This window comes from Synechococcus sp. CBW1108, assembly GCF_015840335.1.
Taxonomy (GTDB): domain Bacteria; phylum Cyanobacteriota; class Cyanobacteriia; order PCC-6307; family Cyanobiaceae; genus Cyanobium_A.
Genome location: NZ_CP060395.1, coordinates 1,223,208 through 1,238,841, shown reverse-complemented (window position 1 = coordinate 1,238,841; position 15,634 = coordinate 1,223,208). Strand labels below are relative to the sequence as shown.

Genomic DNA, 15,634 nt, shown 5'->3' with positions numbered 1-15,634 from the left:
GCGTCGCTGTCTGCATCGATTATGAGGCCCCGGGCTCGCGAAATACTAGGCAGCTGTTGGAGCCACCAAAGCCGAGAGAGTTGGACATGGCCACGCGAACAGCCTGATCCTTTGCCTTGTCACATATAAAATTGAGGTTGCAGTCTGGGTCCCGTTGGGTGAGATTTGCATTGATTGGAACCTTGCCGTGATGAATGGTCAAGGCGCAAATCGCCGCCTCTACGGCCCCTGCTGCTGCGATTAGATGGCCCATGGTGCTTTTTGTTGAACTCACGCTTAGATCCTTAATATGGCTGCCAAATACCACATGCGCCGCCGCTGCCTCACTGCGATCGTTCATTGGTGTTGATGTGCCATGGGCATTTAGGTAATCAACCTGTTCTGGAAATATGCCGGCCGATTGCAGAGCTTGTTGCATTGCCTGGATTGGGCCATCACCGGAGGGATGGGAATCGGTGATTCGGTAACTGGAAAGGGAATTGCCCTCCCCCGCTAGCTCTGCGTAGATCCGAGCGCCCCTTTTAACAGCTGCTTCCCATTCTTCCAGAACAAGGAAGCCAGCCCCTTCGCCCAGGACAAATCCATTGCGGCTGGCATCAAAGGGGCGGCTGGCCGTATGGGGATTGTGGTTGTCTGTTGATACTGCGTTGAGCAGGCAGAATCCGGCTAGGCCCAGGGGACTAATCATTGAATCGAAGCCCCCCGCAAGTACGTAGTCACAGTCGCCACGTCGGATCAGTTTTAAGCCCGTGCCAACGGCTTGACCTCCCGATGCGCAGGCGGTGTGCACGGATGTTGTATAACCTTTGATGGCATATCGCTCAACTAGAAGCGATAGACCCTGGGCCGATTGACTGCGGCAGAAGGCGATAGGGTCTGAGGCTATCGAGCTGCTCAGCATTAGATCCGTATCCAGCTCGCCAGCGGGGGCGGCCTCCCTTTGCAAGGCTTCGAGCTCGGGAAAGTCAACGCTGACCATGCCTGTGCCAACCGAGCAGCCCCAGCGGTGGCCATTGGCTGCATCCGGACGGATGCCCGCATCCTGAATGGCTTCTTCAGCTGACGCTAGGGCGAACAGATGGGACCGGGTGGCAGCTTTGCTCAGGCGTTTGTGGCCCGTGTTGCTGAGGTAGGTATCGCCTTTAACCTCGGCGGCAATCCGCACGGAAAAGCCGCTGGCATCAAACAGGCTGATGGGCGCCACGCCGCTGCGCGCCTCGAGCAGCGATTGCCAGGTTTCACCCAAATTGTTGCCCACAGGGGTGACGAGACCCATTCCCGTAATAGCAACTCGGCGAGGCTGGGTAACCATTTTCTAGGCCTCCTGCGGGGATGGGGCGACAACAAGGTTGAGCAAAGCCGATGCAACCAACTTGGTGCCGACATGGGCACTCAATTTGACCTGCTTTGGGCCTATCTCAGGTGTCAGGCCTTCTGCCCTTAACTTGACTTGGTCGCCAGGGGCTATCCAGGAGCGCACCTTCACCCTTGCCATTGAAGATATGACCAGTTGGGGGTGGTTAGGTTGGTTGGGCGGCTGGTTGGATAGGGGCCTTGGGCTGCAATTCATTTGCTCAATCACCATTGATGACAGGGCATGCATCAAAAGTGTTGCAGGAAAGACAGGCTTTTTGGGGAAATGATCCGCAAAGAAATCCGCTTGAATTGGAATGATTAGGCTGCCTTCCAGCGTCCCTAGGGCGTCAGATTGTATATCGGTAGGCAATATACAGGGAGCCTGAGCCAGCCTGTTTTCTTTGGCTCCAGTTGCCTCAAGGAGTTTAAACTGTTGGCCGATAGTTTCTGGATCGTCAAACTCTTGCTGGGGCAACATTGCCCCCGAGCAGTCTACCAATTCGAGTATGAGACGCTCGCCCGCAGTGGCTACACCTGAATAGGAAACCGACTCGCTATCGCAGGACTCAATTATTGCCTCCAGGCTCAACCTTTCGCCAGGGCGGGCCTCGCTGTGGTATTTGGTTGCTCCGGCAAGTGCTGCAACGGGTCTGCGCGCGAAATTCAGACTTGACATGGCGTACCACGCGGCTAGCTGGCCGATCGCCTCGGCAACTAGGGACTGGGGGAAGAATTCCAGATGGGCTGGAATTAGGAAGGAGCCCTTGATCTGGCCAGAACTCCCGATTGAGGTTATGCGATCTACAAAGGAGAAGGCGCTGAAGCGATGTAGAGACATTGCCCCTGGCTATTGAGCCGCACCGACTTGCTCTCGTTGCGCTTTGATTACCAGCTTTAAAAAGGTTTCCGGAGTAAAAAGTCTGGGAATGTCAGCCACATTAAGAGGTGTCTTGAAGCGTTCGGCAGGCACTTCACTCAAATAGGCCTTCAATTGGGCCAGTCCGGCGCTGGTTACCACACCATTTTGTTCAAATTCACTTTCGGAGAGGGGCCCCCGTGAATCTTCCAGAATTTTGCCGCGGGGTATTTTGACCTTAAATGTTTTCTCCAGTCGAAATACTATATCCAGGAAGTCAATCGACTCTGCATCAAGGTCGTCAATTAGAGAAGCCGTTAGGGTGATCTCCTCTTCGTCGCAGCCCAAGGCTTCGGCCATGGTTTCGGCGAGCTTGGGAAATACGGCTGCAATCTCCTCTGCGGTGAAATCGGATTGGGTCATGGAGTTAACTCATTTTGAAGCCGCCATCGACGTGAAGCACTTGCCCAGTGACGTAATCAGACAGGCTTGAAGCGAAAAATAACACGACGTTAGCGACATCCTCCGGTTGGCCAAAGCGACCAAGAAGGATACGCGACTTTACCACGTCTCCAGCCTGTTGTCTGATGGCTTCAGTCATCTCGGTTTCGATCACCCCGGGTGCAACACAGTTCACCAGAATATTGCGCGGTGCCAACTCAACTGCAAGGGCTTTTGTTAGGGCATTGATTGCACCCTTGCTGGCTGCATAGTTTGTTTGGCCCCGGCCACCCTTTTCGCCGGCTACGGAGCTGATATTTATGATTTTGCCCCTTCGCTTGGAGACCATGTAGGGGATTACGGGCCGCAGTACATTAAATACACCTACCACATTTGTGGCGAGCACCTCTTGTATGTCGTCATTTGTAAGCAGGCCGAGAATGTTGTCTCTGATGATGCCGGCGCTGTTGACAAGAATGTCGATCTTGCCGGCGTCTTCGGCTATTTCATCGATTGCCTGCTCGCAGTTTTCGGCATTGCGAACATCAACCCTTTTGGCTTTCACAGTGCCACTGAGTCCAGCAGCAGCTGCCAATGTTTCATTGGCGGCTGCTTCATTGCTGCAATAGAGGAATGTGACATCGGCTCCCTGGGCAGCCAGCGTAAGCACAATTGATCGGCCGATTCCCCTGCTGCCGCCTGTGACAACGACTGCCTTGTTTTCAAGTAGGTTTGCGCTGTCCATTTGCTGCTTGGTAGGGTTTGGTGGGGGCTCAATCGGTAGGGATTGGCAAATCGGGATTGGAGAGTTCCCCATGGGCTGGCTTGAGTTAGCCAGAAATGGCGAAGCCCCCATCTACCACCAGGGTTTGACCGTTGATCATCTCGGCTTCAGGTAGGCATAGAAGATAGACCCCATCTGCAACATGCTCCGGCACCATGCTTTTGCCCGTTGGGTTTCTCTGGCTGAAGCTTTCCAGCAGTTCTTCCCGGTTCGGAAAGTGGGAGAGGGCGTCGGTGTCAACTACCCCAGCGCTGACGGTGTTGACGCGAATTCCCCTTTGGCCCAGCTCCTGGGCCAGGCTGCGCACAAGTGACTCCAGGGCAGCCTTTGAAGCTCCTACAAAGCCGTAGTCAGGTATTGCCCTGCTGGACCCCAAGCTTGAAAGCGCAATTATCCGGCCCCCGTCAGCCATCAGCTTTATCGCCTCCTGGCTGAGCAGCACCAGGGCCAGGGCGTTGGTTTCCAGGCACCAGCGCCAGTGCTTTCTATTCATCTGCATGACCGGCTTGAGCACACCACTTGCGGCATTGCTGATCAGTATGTCGAGGCGATTAAATGTCTCTGTAAAACTTTCAAATATATCTTTCACGCTTTCGGGATCGCCCACACTCCCTTTGATCGCGATTGCCCGTCTGCCCATGTCCCGAACTTGATCGCAAAGCGCAGTGGCTTCCGCGTGGCTATTGTAATAATTAATCGCTACGTCGCAGCCGGCTGAGGCGAGTTTCAGGGCGGTCGCCCGGCCGATTCCCCTGGCTCCACCAGTCACCAGAGCCACCCTCCCCGCCAGCGTCTGCGTCATGGATCCTGCGTGGATGGCTGCCTTGGCGGAGATAGTAGGGCTCGACCCCCAGCAGGGCCCTCTACAGCAGCGAAGGCTGGTGTTCGACTGGCTCCAATCGGGCCTGCTTCGCCCCTGTGCCAGAGGTCTCCCCACTGGGCTCTTCACCGGTCTCCTCACCGCGCTCCTCGGCCTCGCCGGCCTTGACCTCCAGGGCCTGCTCGATCACCCGGTCGGTGAGGGCGTCGAAGTAGGCCGCCAGACTGGCCTGTAGCTCCAGGAACTCCGGCCAAAGGGTGTCGTTGACGAAGCTGCGGCTAAGGCGGGCCATCACCGTGGTTCGCCGCTGGCGGCTGTAGCGGTAGGGCTGGATGCCGTAGCGCCGCATCAGTGCCACGAACAGGTGGCGGGACCACTGGTCTGACAGGGAGAAGCGAAACTCCACCGGCGGCTCTTCGGTGGCCAGCTCGGCCAGGCGGGCTTCGATGCGCTCGCGGGCCCTTCCCGCCGCCACCCGCTCACCGTCGCTGCCGGCCCTGGCATAGAGCGCCTCGATGCGCTGCAACTTGGCTACCAGCTGGGCTTCCGGGCCCTGTGGCGGTGTTTGCACCGTGCGGGTGCGGCGGGCCATTGGCTTCTAGAAGCTGGTGTCAAGCTACCGACCCTGCCAGGCCTGATCCATGTTCTCCCCCGGCCCATGGTTCGATCCCGAGACCACAGCCATGGTTCTTGCCTCCCTGCGCTCCCCTGCCGGCGCCGTGGCATTCGTTCCCCTCTATGCCCTCTGGGTGACCCTGCTGCTGCCGGGGGTGTGGGCCTCGATGCTGGCCGGCGCCCTCTACGGCCCTGCCTGGGGCAGCTTGATCGTGTTCGTGGGGGCCTGCCTGGGTGCCCAGGCGGCCTTTCTGCTGGGGCGCACCTGGCTGCGCAGCTGGGCGCGCCGGCGGCTGGCGGCGGTGCCGAAGTTGCAGGCGATTGAGCAGGCCGTGAGCCGGGAGGGGCTGAAGCTGGTGTTGCTCACCCGCCTCTCGCCCGCCTTTCCCTTTTCCCTGCTGAATTTCGCCTACGGCCTCAGCGAGGTGAGCTGGCGCGACTACTCGATCGGCCTGGTCGCGATCCTGCCTGGCACGATCCTCTTCTGCGGCCTGGGTGCGCTGGCCGGAGATGTGGCCCGCTTCCGCGAGGTGCTCTCCGGCCAGGCCGATCCCCTCACCTGGACCCTGCGCATCGTGGGACTGCTGGCCACCGTTCTGGTGGTGTGGCTAGTGGGTAGGGCAGCGCGGCAGGCTCTTCAGGGGGCAGAGCCACCGGGCTGATCGGGCAACCGCCAGTCGCGCAGTGCTGCGATCAGTACAAACCAGGCCAGCCGCAGCCGGGCCAGTGGGCCTGGCTGGCTGACGAGCTCGGCATATTTCGCCCGCCCGCACTCGGTTTTGATCCAGCGGAAGGCGGCGGGAGCGGCCATGGCAGCGCGGAGCGGCGGTGGTTTGGGGCCAGTCTGATCCCACCACCTTGGGGTTGGTTACATCACCAGCAGGGCCAGCAGCCCGGCCTCATCCAGCACCGCCACCCCCAGGCCCTCGGCCTTGCTGAGCTTGCTGCCGGCCTCCTCGCCGGCCACCACATAGCTGGTCTTTTTGCTCACCGAGCCGCTCACCTTGCCGCCGGCGGCTTCGATCAGGGCCTGGGCGGCACTGCGGCTGAGGGAGGGCAGGCTGCCGGTGAGCACAAAGGTCTGGCCGGCCAGGGGGGCCTGCTGGCCCGCCGCCGCAGCTGACGCCGCCCGCTCCCCTGGCCCTGCGGCCAGGGAGAAGCCCAGCCCTGCCAGTTGCTCCAGCAACAGCCGGTTGGCCGGGGTGGCAAACCACTGCTGCAGCGATTGGGCGATTTCAGCGCCGATGCCGAAGACGGCGGTGATTGATGGGGGATCGTGGGTTGCGGCGGTTGCCAGCTCAGCGGCACTGGGGAAGGCGGCAGCGAGCGCCTTGGCGCTCACCTCCCCCACGTGGTGGATGCCCAGGCCGTAGAGCTGGCGGTGCCAGGGCTGGGCCTTGGAGGCGGCCAGGGCGGCCACCAGGTTTTCGGCGCTCCTGGCGCCCATGCGCTCCAGGCTGGCCAGCAGGGCCCCATCCAGCCGGTAGAGGTCGGCGATCGAGCCCACCAGGCCCTTCTCCACCAGCTGCTCGATCAACTTGGCCCCCAGCCCATCCACATCCAGGCCCCCCTTGCTGACCCAATGGCGCAGGGCGCCCCGCAGGATCGCCGGGCAGCTCGAATTGACGCAGCGGGTCGCCGCCTCCCCCTCTTCGCGCACCAGCTCCGAGCCGCACTCCGGGCACAGGTTGGGCAGCGCCAGCGGTGCCGCCCCGGCGGGCCGCAGCTCGCCCAGCACCCGCACCACCTCGGGGATGATCTCGCCGGCCTTGCGCACCACGATCGTGTCGCCGGCGTGCAGATCGAGTTCGGCCAGGCGATCGGCGTTGTGCAGGGTGGCGCGGCTCACCGTGGTGCCGGCCAGGGGCACGGGCTCAAACTCGGCCACCGGGGTCACCACCCCCGTGCGACCCACCTGACAGGCCAGCCGCAGCAGCCGGCTGGGGGCCTCCTCGGCGGCGTACTTGAGGGCGATCGCCCAGCGCGGCGCCTTCTGGGTGAAGCCGGCGGCGTCCTGGAGGCGCAGGTCGTTGAGCTTCACCACCACGCCGTCAGTTGCGTAGTTGAGGTCGTGGCGCCGCCCATCCCAGGCGCTGAAGAAGGCCTCCACTGCCGCCAGATCCGGCAGTAGCTCGGCGTTGGGATTCACCTTGAAGCCGGCTTGCTGCAGCCACTGCAGACACTCCCACTGGCTGCGCGGCCCCTGGGGCGGGTCTGGCGGCAGGTGCAGGGTGTAGGCAAAGAAATCCAGCCGCCTGGCGGCCACCACCTTGGGATCCAGTTGGCGCAGGGTGCCGGCACAGGCGTTGCGGGGGTTGGCGAACGGGGCCTCATCCCGCTCGGCCCGCTCAGCATTGATGGCGGCGAAAGTGGCGTTGGGGATCAGGGCCTCGCCGCGCACCTCCAGCCAGGCGGGGGGCTCATCGAGATGAAGCCGCAGGGGCACTGAGCTGATCGTGCGCACGTTTGCGGTAATCTCCTCGCCCCGTTCGCCGTCGCCGCGGGTGGCAGCCCTCACCAGCAGGCCGTTTTCGTAGCTGAGGGCGAGGGCATTGCCATCGATTTTCAGTTCCCCCACCATCGGCAGCGCCGTGCCGGGTTCCCGGTCGAGCACCTTGAGCAGGCGGTCATACCAGGCCTCCAATTCCTCGCTGCTGAAGGCGTTGTCGAGGCTGAGCAGGGGAATGCGGTGCTCCACGCTGGAGAAGGCCGCCGCCGGCGTTCCCCCCACCCGCTGGGTGGGGCTGTCCGGGGTGATCAGCTCGGGGTGGGCGGCCTCGAGCTCGAGCAGTTCCCGGTAGAGGCGGTCGTAGACCGGATCCTCCAGCTCGGGGGCATCCAGCACGTAGTAGGCGTGGGCGGCGTGGTTGAGCAGCCGCCGCAATTCGCTGGCCCTGGCCTGGTCCTGGTTGGCTGCACTCACGCCAGCACCCTCAGACAGAAAAATTCAGGCTGCAGCCAGCTTGGTGATGCGATCCACCCGCCACTGCTCTTCCACCTTTACGAAGGTGAAATCAAGCGGCAGTTCTTCTTTGCCGTCGCTCTTGAGCTTGACGGTGAGGATCAGCTGACCCTCATCTAGCCGGGGCCGGCCCGATTTGAGGTTGCGGTATTTGTTGAGCTGCAGACCCGCCAGGAAGCGGATGAACTGCTGCCGGTTGACGTGGGAGCGGTAGTTCTTGGTGGTGAGCAGGTAGGCCCCATCCACCTGGCCGCTGGCCACCTGGGTGAAGAACTGTTTGATCAGGGGGTTGATGCCGCGGGCGCTGAGCACCAGCCTGACTGCCGAGATGGTCCAGTAGAGGAGCAGGGCCCCGGCCCCGCCGAGCAGGAGCTTGGTGCCGATGTCACGGGTCAGACCCCAGTCCATCACGAAACAATTTGCGTTGACTGGGGCAGAGTCTGACTGACTGCCCCGCCGGCATGCCGCTCGAGCCCCTGCTGCCCCTGTTTCACCAGCTTGACCGGGAGTGGTTTGACGGCAGCCTGGCGCCGGATGGCCAGCGGCTGGTGGAGCTGCGCTGGAGCGATGGCCGCATGCGGCGCACGGCGGGGATGTATCGCTTTGGCCGCCACCGCGACGGGCGTCCCCTCAGCGAAATTGTGCTGTCGCGGCCCCTGCTGGAGCCCTTGCCCCGGGAGGCCACCCTCAGCACCCTCTGCCACGAAATGATCCACGCCTGGGTGGATCGGGTGGTGGGAGCCCAGGAGGTGCACGGCCCCCACTTCCGCGCCCGCATGGCCGCCATCAATGGGGCCCAGGATGGGTTTCGGCTCAGCATTCGCCACCGCTACCCCCTGCCCGTAAGCACGCTGTCGCCCCGCTGGCTGGCCTGCTGTCCAAACTGCGGCCTGAGCGCCCCCTACCGCCGCCGGGTCAAGGGGCTGGCCTGCCGCCTCTGTTGCGAGCGGCTTCACGGCGGGCGCTGGCACGCCAGCTGCCTGTTGCGATTTGAGCAGGCGGCCTAGGGTCGCGCCAGCAAGGCACCTGCATGGGCGTTTTTCTCTGGACCCTGGAATTCGGTGGGCTCACCATCGCCCTGGTGGGCCTGGGCCGGGAGCGCTGGCTGGCGGGCCGTCGCCGTTAGGTTTGGATGATTTTGATGGCTGATTCCTGGTCTGAGCCCCTCGAGCAGGGTTTTGATCGGCTGGTGAGCACCGGCCGACAACTGGTGAATGGCGTATCCGGTGCCCGGCCAGGTGCCCGGGGCAGCGAGCGCCGCCAGCGGGGGCCATCGCTCCAGGCTGGCCTGGGCAAGTGGGTGGAAGGCAAGCTCGATTGGATTCTGGAGGATGGGGAGGAGCTGAGGGAACCCTGGCAAGATCCCCTGCCGGTAGCCCCGCGCCGCCAACCCCTGGAGGCCATCTCGCGGCGCAGCGGCCCTCTCCCCCAGGCTCTTCAGGCTCGCCAGGCACCACAGACAAGCCAGGGCGAGCCAGATGTTTGGCCTGACGATACTGATTTTGTGGTGCCCCGCTGGCAGCGTCAGGCCCCAGGTCAGGCCAGGGCCGAACCCCAGTTGCCGGCTACCTCCCCTTCCTTTTCCCGTGCCCCCGGCCGGACCATGCCCCGCTCCAGCCGGCGCCGCCCGGGGGCCAGCTCGAGCTGGTCTGACTAACCTGGGTCAGTGAGCGTCCGGTGCGATGGGCAGTCTGGTGGTGGTTGGTTTTCCCAAGGCCGAGGAGGCCGAGTTGGTGCGGCGGGAGCTGGTGGATATCCAGCGCGAGCAGCTGATCGCCCTGGATGATGCGGTTGTGGTGGAGCATGACGCCGCCGGCCAGGTGCACCTGCGTCAGTCCATCAACCTGACGGCGGCCGGCGCCATCGGTGGCGGCTTCTGGGGCACCCTGGTGGGCCTGCTGTTCCTCAATCCCCTGCTTGGAGCTGCGGTGGGTGCGGGGGTGGGCGCCGCCTCCGGATCTCTCTCGGATATCGGCATCAACGACGACTTCATGCGCGAGCTGGGCGAAACCCTGCCCTCCGGCAGTGCGGCCCTTTGCCTCCTGGTGCGCGAGGTCACCCCGGATCGGGTGATCGAGCGGCTGCGGGCCCATGCCCCCCACGCCAAGTTGCTGCGCACCAACCTCTCCCACACCGACGAGGATCGGTTGCGGGAGTTACTGGAGCAGGCCCGCCTGCAGGCCGAGGCCCTGCGGCTGGGTTGAGCCAGGTGCGAGGCCGGCCGGCCCGAGCCAGTGCTCCAGTTCGGGCGAAAACACCTCCCTGATCACCGTAAGTTCCTTCCCGCCTCGAAAGAAGCGGTAGTGGCGGCTCCAGAAGGGGCCGCCATGGCCGAAGCGCTCTGCCAGCCAGGGGGCATCCACCCGGGCCAGGCCATCCACTTCCCGAAATAGCTCGGCTCGCCGTGCCGTCAGGCTGCGCCAGATCGGTTGATCCCGTTCGAGCAGGTAGGCGTCGGCCTGCTGCTGGTTCCACCAGCTCTCGGCCCAGGCCAGGGTTCGTTCCCCGCAGCGCAGCCACACCTGGCGCCGCAGCAGGGGGCTTTCAAGTTCGCTGATCTCGGCCGGTGGAGGGCCGCCGGCGCTGGCACCAGCCGAAGTCTCAGGTGCCATGGAGATCAATTCGATCTCCACCGGGTCACCGGTGAGCAGTTGGAAGTGACGGGTCGGGCTGCCATCGCCCAGCAGCATCAGCCGCCAGGCTCCCGAAAGCACGGCACCGGCCTGGCCGCCGAGGACGGCGTCGGTGCTGGCCTGCCAGATCACGCTGGGGGAGCTCAGCAATTGGTTAGCCCACATCCGCAAAGGCCTCTGGCCTAGTGCACTTACGTTAGGTAACAAGGAACGGGGTTCGGGATTGGGGTCCAGCCTGCTGCCCGCCAGCTTGCCTGACGTGGTCGTCACCAACTTCCATCGCCGCTACACCGGGGTGTCGGCAACGGTGCGGGCGCTGGTGCCCGTGCAGCGTCAGGCGATGAAAATCGGCCTACTGGATTGGGGTCGCTTAGGTCTGAGCGCGAACATGCGTTGGTGGCATCTGCTGTGGCTGGGATGGACTCCGCCATCTACTGCCAGATTTCGGATCTGGCATGCCCGTCGGGATATTGAGATCGTCGTTGGATTGCTGCTGAAAACGCTGCTGCGCCAGCCCTGGAAAATTGTTTTCACCTCGGCAGCTCCCAAGCGACCAGGTCTATGGTTGGGGATGTTATTGCGTAATTGTGATGCGGTAATTGCCACATCGGAGAGGTCAGCCCAGTTTCTGGCTTCCTGCACGCAAGTCATTCAGCACGGCGTAGATACTAGCTATTATTCGCCGCCTCCCAATGACGAATTAAGTAGGCTCAAGACATCCCCACTCCCCCAGGGCTTAGCCAGCGTTCCTTGCTCATTGGCGGGTCACTACTGGATCGGGGCATTTGGCCGCATAAGGCCCAGTAAGGGAACTGATCTTTTGATTGAAGCCCTGATCCAGGTGCTTCCAGACTTCCCCGATTTTAGTGCTGTAATTACGGGGCTGTGCCAGAATAAACATCAAAAGTTTGCCCAGTCCTTGCAGGTCAAGGTTGTTAACGCTGGCCTGGCTGAACGCATTGTTTTTCTGGGCGATTTGGATCGCGAAACCGTACGCAGCTGCTACCGACGCCTGCTCCTCTGCGTCGCGGCGTCCCGTTCCGAGGGCTTTGGTCTGACCCCGTTGGAGGCAATGGCTTGTGGGCGCGCTGTTTTGGTGTCCGGAGCTGGGGTTTGGCCCCAGCTTGTGGATCCTCAGGTTGGGGCATCTTTTCAAACCGGATCTGTGGATTCGCTTGTGATGGCATTGCGAGTTTTGCTGCGGGATCCCCAGTTGCTCTGGCAGATGGGGATCAATGGGCGCCAAAGATCTCTGCAGTGCCATTCCCTGCAGGGCGAAGCAAACCAAATTAATCAACTCTATGCTCGTTTGATGGATTGGGGGTCTGGTTTATAGCCTGCTCCCCGGTCATGACGGGCACTGAGCACCCCTTGGAGAAAAGCGCGATTCTTGTAGAATTTTCGCTTGCTGAGCAGGGTTGCCGGCGATAACAGTTGTCGCCAGGCAGAGCCCTTCGCCTTGCGGAATGCCCCCTTGATCTGGTGTTTTGTGGTGACATAAACAAGTGAGCGACCCATATGCCAAGCCTTGAGAGCTGCAATGCTGGCCGAGCGCCCGCTCGAGTGGCCACTCAGGTGGGTCATCAAGGAGTTATGGATCAACCAAGTTGGCCCCACCTGCTTGCGTAGGCGGATGCTGATGTCATCGTCTTCATGATAGAGGAAAATATTTTCATCAAAGCCGTAAACCCGATCAAAGTTCCGTTTGCTCAAAAATAGGGCTGCACCTGTGAGTACTGGCACTGGGCTATCGTTTTTAAGTGCGATAGGGCCCATTATTTCGTTGGCACTAAGCAGGCAGCTCCGGCGTTTAAATGAGACCCTGCCCCGGCTGTCGATGATCTTAGGATTGAAGGCGGATGCTTCGGGCTTTGCGGCGGCGGCGGATTCTAGGGCCGTGATTGTTGTGGCTTCAAGAAAGCTGTCTGGATTCACAAAGAAGAGAAATTCGCTTTGGCTGGCAGCTGCGCCTTGATTGCATGCAGAGCCAAAGCCCAGATTGGTATGATTGGTAATCAGGAGCGCATTATGGCTCTTTGCTAGAGCTTTAGTTTCGGCAAGATCTGATGAGCCATTGTCAACAAGAATAATGCTTGTGCCTTGGGGAATAGATGCTAAAAAGCGCCCCAACACCGCTGAACTGTTGAAGCAAACGCTGATTACGCTGGTGCGGCTCGGGGCGTTCAAGTTTCGGGGCTCCACCTCACCTTTGCTGGAGGGTCAGCTGGGCCCCAATGGCATCAAAAGCCACTGGAGATACTGACCCGCAGCTGTTCTCTTCCTTTTTCGATCACGGCGCTGTCCCCGCTGGCAGAGCGCAAACGCCAACCGCTGGCGCCGATGCTTTCTCCCACCGCCGCACTTGTTGAGTTGCCCCCGATCTGGAAGATTGCCGAACCACTTTGACCAGCCACTTGAACCACCCCCACCAACTGGGGCGAGCTGGAGTCCGCATCACCACTTCTGTTACCACTATTGCTATTGCTATTTCTATTGCCGCTGGCCTCTGGTGCTGGGCTGGTGATGCGGCCATTGACAGGCACCCTGAGTACGCCGGCTAGGGGAGCGCCGGTCGCGGGCAAGGCGGCCAGCTCCTCAACCCAGGGTTCACCTGGCGGGGGCGGCGGCAGATCGCCAACTTGGGCCGCGCCTGCCGCCGTGGCAGAGCTCTGATCGCCTTCAGCAGTGGCGGGAGCAGTGGCTGGAGCAGTGGCGGCGCCGGAGCTGGGCCCCATGTTGCGCAGCCGCTCGATCAGAAGCATGTTGCGTTCCTGCTGGATGGCCTGCTGGGATTGGTTCCAGAGGCCCAATACAACCAGGGCAGCGCCAGTGGCCACCACCACGGCCCCAGTGGTGATGGCCAGCAGAAGCCCAGGCTTGGCCCGATGGCTCGGGAGTGGGTTGATGACGAGCGTTGGTTCCACCGCCTGCAGGGGGGCTTGCCTGGGGCTGTCACAGAACACCACCTCGATGGGTTTTTCTGGTTCAAACACCCGGTTGAGCACCTGTTCGGCTCGCAGCTCCCAGTAGGCCATGGACGTAGGTATGCCCCGTGCTGGATTCACCAGAAGTCACCCCCTACGGCCTTGGCTTCAACCTACCGAGCCTGGCTGGGCTTGACGAGGCCTGGCGGTTGCGGATCTCGAGCCAGAGCATCAAGGCCGTGACGTCTGCCGGAGAGACCCCCGCCATTCGGGAGGCTTGGCCAAGGTTCATTGGCCTGATTGCCGCCAGTTTCTCCCGGGCTTCGTTGGAGAGGGTGGCGATCGCGGCGTAGTTGATGTCGGTGGGGATAGGGCGGTTTTCCTGCTTCTTCGCCTGGTCGATCTGCTGCTGCTGGCGGGCCAGGTAGCCGCTGTATTTGATGTCGATTTCGGTGGCTTCGGCCACATCGCGGCGCAGCTCTGGGTCGGCCAGGCCGTGGCGGGCCAGATCGGCGCTGTGGAAGCCGGGGCGACGCAGCAGCTCGGCCAGGGTGATCGAGCCCTTGATGGGGGCGCTGGTTTGGACTTCCACGGCGGCGGCGGCCGGTTCGCTGGCCTTGAGCCGCACCGTGTTGAGGCGGTGTTGCTCGGCGGCAATCGCCGCCTGTTTGTCCTCGTAGATCCCCCAGCGGCGCTCGTCGATCAGGCCCAGTTCGCGCCCCAGGGGGGTGAGGCGCCGGTCGGCGTTGTCGCCCCGCAGCACCAGCCTGTATTCGCTGCGGCTGGTGAGCACCCGGTAGGGCTCGCGCAGATCCTTGGTGATCAGGTCATCGACCATGGTGCCGATGTAGCTGCCCTCTCGGGGGAAGTGGACAGGCTCCTGGCCGCGCACCAGCCGGGCGGCGTTGAGGCCGGCCACCAGCCCCTGGGCGGCGGCCTCCTCGTAGCCGGTGGTGCCGTTGAGCTGGCCGGCCGAAAACAGCCCGGCTACCCGCTTGGTTTCCAGGGATGGCTTGAGTTGGGTGGCAGGCAGGTAGTCGTAGTCCACGGCATAGGCAGGCCGCAGCATCACGCAGCGCTCCAGGCCCGGCAGGGTGCGTAGCAGCTCCAGTTGCAGCCGCTCGGGCAGGCCGGTGGAGAAGCCCTGCACGTAGATCTCCGGCGTGTCGCGGCCCTCGGGCTCCAGAAAGATCTGGTGGCTTTCCCTATCGGCGAAGCGCACGATCTTGTCTTCTATCGAGGGGCAGTAACGGGGCCCCTTGCTGTCGATGAAGCCGCCGTAGATCGGGGTGAGGTGCAGGTTGGCGCGAATCAGCTGGTGGGTGGCGGCGGTGGTGCGGGTGATGTGGCAGCTCATCTGCTCGCCACTCACCCAGGCCGTTGGATCAAAGGAAAAGAAGCGATCGGCTGCGTCGCTGGGTTGCTCCTCGAGTTGGTCTAAGGCGATGCTGCGCCGATCCACCCGAGCTGGGGTGCCGGTCTTGAGCCGGCCCATCTGGAAGCCCAGGGCCTCGAGGGTTTCGCTGAGCCCAACGGCTGCCTGTTCCCCGGCGCGGCCGGCGCTCATCGATTGGCTGCCCACCCAGATCTGGCCGCCCAGGAAGGTGCCGGCGGTGAGGATCACGGCCGGCGCGGCATAGGTGCTGCCGAAGTAGGTGCGGATGCCGCTGACGCGGGCGTCTTCTCCTGGGGTGCCCTCCAGCTCCAGGCCGGTCACCATCGCCTCGCGCAGGGCCAGATTTGGCGTGTGCTGCAGCAGCTGCAGCATCTGGCGGGCGTACTGGCGTTTATCAGTCTGGGCCCGCAGGGCCCAGACGGCTGGGCCGCGGCTGGCGTTGAGCACCCGCTTCTGCAGGGCCGTGGCATCCGCCAGCCGACCGATCACGCCGCCGAGGGCATCGACCTCATGCACCAGCTGGCTCTTGGCCGGTCCGCCCACCGCCGGGTTGCAGGGCTGCCAGGCTATTCGATCCAGGTTGAGGGTGAACAGGGCGGTGCTGAGCCCTAGACGTGCGGCGGTGAGGGCCGCCTCGCAGCCGGCATGGCCGCCACCCACCACGATCACGTCGAAATTTTCCGTGAAGTGTTCGGTGAAGTTGGTGGCGGAGCTTGTCATGTATCCCAGACTATCGAGTTGCCAGCGCTGGGTTGGGTTCTAAGCATCATTATTAATGGCCTACGGTCGCGGCAAATAGTCAACAGGCTTGGCAATCCTGCTTCGCTAGGCTAGCATTGATTGCGCG

The 15,634-nt window shown here is 62.5% G+C and carries 18 protein-coding genes; 5 read left to right on the top strand and 13 right to left on the bottom strand.

The genetic code is table 11. The features are described from left to right. Positions 1 to 19: 19 nt before the first annotated feature. From H8F27_RS06650 to H8F27_RS06625, 6 genes are all read right to left on the bottom strand, one after another. The gene (locus H8F27_RS06650) at positions 20 to 1,312 is read right to left on the bottom strand and encodes a beta-ketoacyl synthase (protein WP_255517747.1); all 1,293 of its coding nucleotides are present in this window, start codon (positions 1,310 to 1,312) and stop codon (positions 20 to 22) included. 3 nt (positions 1,313 to 1,315) lie between these two features. After that, on the bottom strand, positions 1,316 to 2,194 hold the full coding sequence (locus H8F27_RS06645; protein WP_197152424.1) for a hypothetical protein: 879 nt from the start codon (positions 2,192 to 2,194) through the stop codon (positions 1,316 to 1,318). 9 nt (positions 2,195 to 2,203) lie between these two features. Then, positions 2,204 to 2,635: an acyl carrier protein gene (locus H8F27_RS06640; RefSeq protein WP_197152423.1), complete on the bottom strand. Its 432-nt coding sequence runs from the start codon at positions 2,633 to 2,635 to the stop codon at positions 2,204 to 2,206. A gap of 4 nt (positions 2,636 to 2,639) precedes the next feature. Beyond that, the gene (fabG, locus tag H8F27_RS06635; RefSeq protein ID WP_197152415.1) at positions 2,640 to 3,398 is read right to left on the bottom strand and encodes a 3-oxoacyl-ACP reductase FabG; all 759 of its coding nucleotides are present in this window, start codon (positions 3,396 to 3,398) and stop codon (positions 2,640 to 2,642) included. 85 nt (positions 3,399 to 3,483) lie between these two features. Continuing rightward, positions 3,484 to 4,239, bottom strand: a complete 756-nt coding sequence (fabL, locus tag H8F27_RS06630) for an enoyl-[acyl-carrier-protein] reductase FabL (RefSeq protein ID WP_197152413.1) — start codon at positions 4,237 to 4,239, stop codon at positions 3,484 to 3,486. Positions 4,240 to 4,300: 61 nt separating this feature from the next. Then, positions 4,301 to 4,849, bottom strand: coding sequence for a hypothetical protein (locus tag H8F27_RS06625; protein WP_231596562.1), 549 nt, complete (start codon positions 4,847 to 4,849; stop codon positions 4,301 to 4,303). A 49-nt stretch (positions 4,850 to 4,898) separates the two neighbouring features. On the opposite strand from H8F27_RS06625, the gene H8F27_RS06620 reads away from it, so the two are divergent. After that, entirely contained in the window at positions 4,899 to 5,534 is a 636-nt protein-coding gene (locus H8F27_RS06620) for a TVP38/TMEM64 family protein (RefSeq protein WP_197152412.1), read from the top strand. Here the strand turns inward: H8F27_RS06620 and H8F27_RS06615 are convergent. From H8F27_RS06615 to H8F27_RS06605, 3 genes are read right to left on the bottom strand one after another with little or no spacing between them, the layout of a single operon-like run. Next, on the bottom strand, positions 5,510 to 5,683 hold the full coding sequence (locus H8F27_RS06615; protein ID WP_197152410.1) for a hypothetical protein: 174 nt from the start codon (positions 5,681 to 5,683) through the stop codon (positions 5,510 to 5,512). The genes H8F27_RS06620 and H8F27_RS06615 overlap by 25 nt on opposite strands. 57 nt (positions 5,684 to 5,740) lie before the next feature. After that, on the bottom strand, positions 5,741 to 7,795 hold the full coding sequence (gene ligA / locus H8F27_RS06610; RefSeq protein WP_197152408.1) for an NAD-dependent DNA ligase LigA: 2,055 nt from the start codon (positions 7,793 to 7,795) through the stop codon (positions 5,741 to 5,743). A 24-nt stretch (positions 7,796 to 7,819) separates the two neighbouring features. Then, on the bottom strand, positions 7,820 to 8,242 hold the full coding sequence (locus tag H8F27_RS06605) for a hypothetical protein (protein WP_197152406.1): 423 nt from the start codon (positions 8,240 to 8,242) through the stop codon (positions 7,820 to 7,822). A 53-nt stretch (positions 8,243 to 8,295) separates the two neighbouring features. Between H8F27_RS06605 and H8F27_RS06600 the strand changes: the two genes are divergently transcribed. From H8F27_RS06600 to H8F27_RS06590, 3 genes are all read left to right on the top strand, one after another. Further along, entirely contained in the window at positions 8,296 to 8,841 is a 546-nt protein-coding gene (locus tag H8F27_RS06600; RefSeq protein WP_197152404.1) for a SprT family zinc-dependent metalloprotease, read from the top strand. A 134-nt stretch (positions 8,842 to 8,975) separates the two neighbouring features. Further along, positions 8,976 to 9,491: an RNA helicase gene (locus tag H8F27_RS06595; RefSeq protein WP_231596561.1), complete on the top strand. Its 516-nt coding sequence runs from the start codon at positions 8,976 to 8,978 to the stop codon at positions 9,489 to 9,491. 25 nt (positions 9,492 to 9,516) lie between these two features. Further along, positions 9,517 to 10,038 (top strand): DUF1269 domain-containing protein, encoded by a 522-nt coding sequence (locus H8F27_RS06590; protein ID WP_197152400.1) that lies wholly within the window; start codon positions 9,517 to 9,519, stop codon positions 10,036 to 10,038. On the opposite strand, the gene H8F27_RS06585 is transcribed toward H8F27_RS06590, so the two are convergent. Beyond that, a complete protein-coding gene (locus tag H8F27_RS06585; protein WP_197152399.1) occupies positions 9,991 to 10,632 on the bottom strand; it encodes a chorismate lyase in 642 nt (213 codons plus the stop codon). The two genes, H8F27_RS06590 and H8F27_RS06585, sit on opposite strands and share 48 nt — an antisense overlap. 94 nt (positions 10,633 to 10,726) lie before the next feature. Here H8F27_RS06585 and H8F27_RS06580 point away from each other — a divergent pair, with 94 nt between their 5' ends. Next, the gene (locus tag H8F27_RS06580; protein ID WP_197152397.1) at positions 10,727 to 11,803 is read left to right on the top strand and encodes a glycosyltransferase family 4 protein; all 1,077 of its coding nucleotides are present in this window, start codon (positions 10,727 to 10,729) and stop codon (positions 11,801 to 11,803) included. On the opposite strand, the gene H8F27_RS06575 is transcribed toward H8F27_RS06580, so the two are convergent. The 3 genes from H8F27_RS06575 to mnmG are packed head-to-tail and all read right to left on the bottom strand — an operon-like array spanning position 11,767 to position 15,507. Further along, a complete protein-coding gene (locus H8F27_RS06575) occupies positions 11,767 to 12,654 on the bottom strand; it encodes a glycosyltransferase family 2 protein (protein ID WP_197152395.1) in 888 nt (295 codons plus the stop codon). The genes H8F27_RS06580 and H8F27_RS06575 overlap by 37 nt on opposite strands. A 53-nt stretch (positions 12,655 to 12,707) precedes the next feature. Continuing rightward, positions 12,708 to 13,532 (bottom strand): hypothetical protein, encoded by an 825-nt coding sequence (locus tag H8F27_RS06570; protein ID WP_197152393.1) that lies wholly within the window; start codon positions 13,530 to 13,532, stop codon positions 12,708 to 12,710. 13 nt (positions 13,533 to 13,545) lie between these two features. Further along, entirely contained in the window at positions 13,546 to 15,507 is a 1,962-nt protein-coding gene (mnmG, locus tag H8F27_RS06565) for a tRNA uridine-5-carboxymethylaminomethyl(34) synthesis enzyme MnmG (protein WP_197152391.1), read from the bottom strand. Positions 15,508 to 15,634: the final 127 nt, after the last annotated feature.

Bases quoted from the DNA above. Each gene is read 5' to 3' on its own strand.
- H8F27_RS06620 (WP_197152412.1), top strand. From the start codon at position 4,899: ATGTTCTCCCCCGGCCCATGGTTCGATCCCGAGACCACAGCCATGGTT.
- H8F27_RS06625 (WP_231596562.1), bottom strand. From the start codon at position 4,849: ATGGCCCGCCGCACCCGCACGGTGCAAACACCGCCACAGGGCCCGGAA.
- mnmG (WP_197152391.1), bottom strand. From the start codon at position 15,507: ATGACAAGCTCCGCCACCAACTTCACCGAACACTTCACGGAAAATTTC.
- fabL (WP_197152413.1), bottom strand. From the start codon at position 4,239: ATGACGCAGACGCTGGCGGGGAGGGTGGCTCTGGTGACTGGTGGAGCC.
- fabG (WP_197152415.1), bottom strand. From the start codon at position 3,398: ATGGACAGCGCAAACCTACTTGAAAACAAGGCAGTCGTTGTCACAGGC.
- H8F27_RS06615 (WP_197152410.1), bottom strand. From the start codon at position 5,683: ATGGCCGCTCCCGCCGCCTTCCGCTGGATCAAAACCGAGTGCGGGCGG.
- H8F27_RS06595 (WP_231596561.1), top strand. From the start codon at position 8,976: ATGGCTGATTCCTGGTCTGAGCCCCTCGAGCAGGGTTTTGATCGGCTG.
- H8F27_RS06605 (WP_197152406.1), bottom strand. From the start codon at position 8,242: ATGGACTGGGGTCTGACCCGTGACATCGGCACCAAGCTCCTGCTCGGC.
- H8F27_RS06650 (WP_255517747.1), bottom strand. From the start codon at position 1,312: ATGGTTACCCAGCCTCGCCGAGTTGCTATTACGGGAATGGGTCTCGTC.
- H8F27_RS06640 (WP_197152423.1), bottom strand. From the start codon at position 2,635: ATGACCCAATCCGATTTCACCGCAGAGGAGATTGCAGCCGTATTTCCC.
- H8F27_RS06645 (WP_197152424.1), bottom strand. From the start codon at position 2,194: ATGTCTCTACATCGCTTCAGCGCCTTCTCCTTTGTAGATCGCATAACC.
- H8F27_RS06590 (WP_197152400.1), top strand. From the start codon at position 9,517: ATGGGCAGTCTGGTGGTGGTTGGTTTTCCCAAGGCCGAGGAGGCCGAG.
- H8F27_RS06600 (WP_197152404.1), top strand. From the start codon at position 8,296: ATGCCGCTCGAGCCCCTGCTGCCCCTGTTTCACCAGCTTGACCGGGAG.
- H8F27_RS06585 (WP_197152399.1), bottom strand. From the start codon at position 10,632: ATGTGGGCTAACCAATTGCTGAGCTCCCCCAGCGTGATCTGGCAGGCC.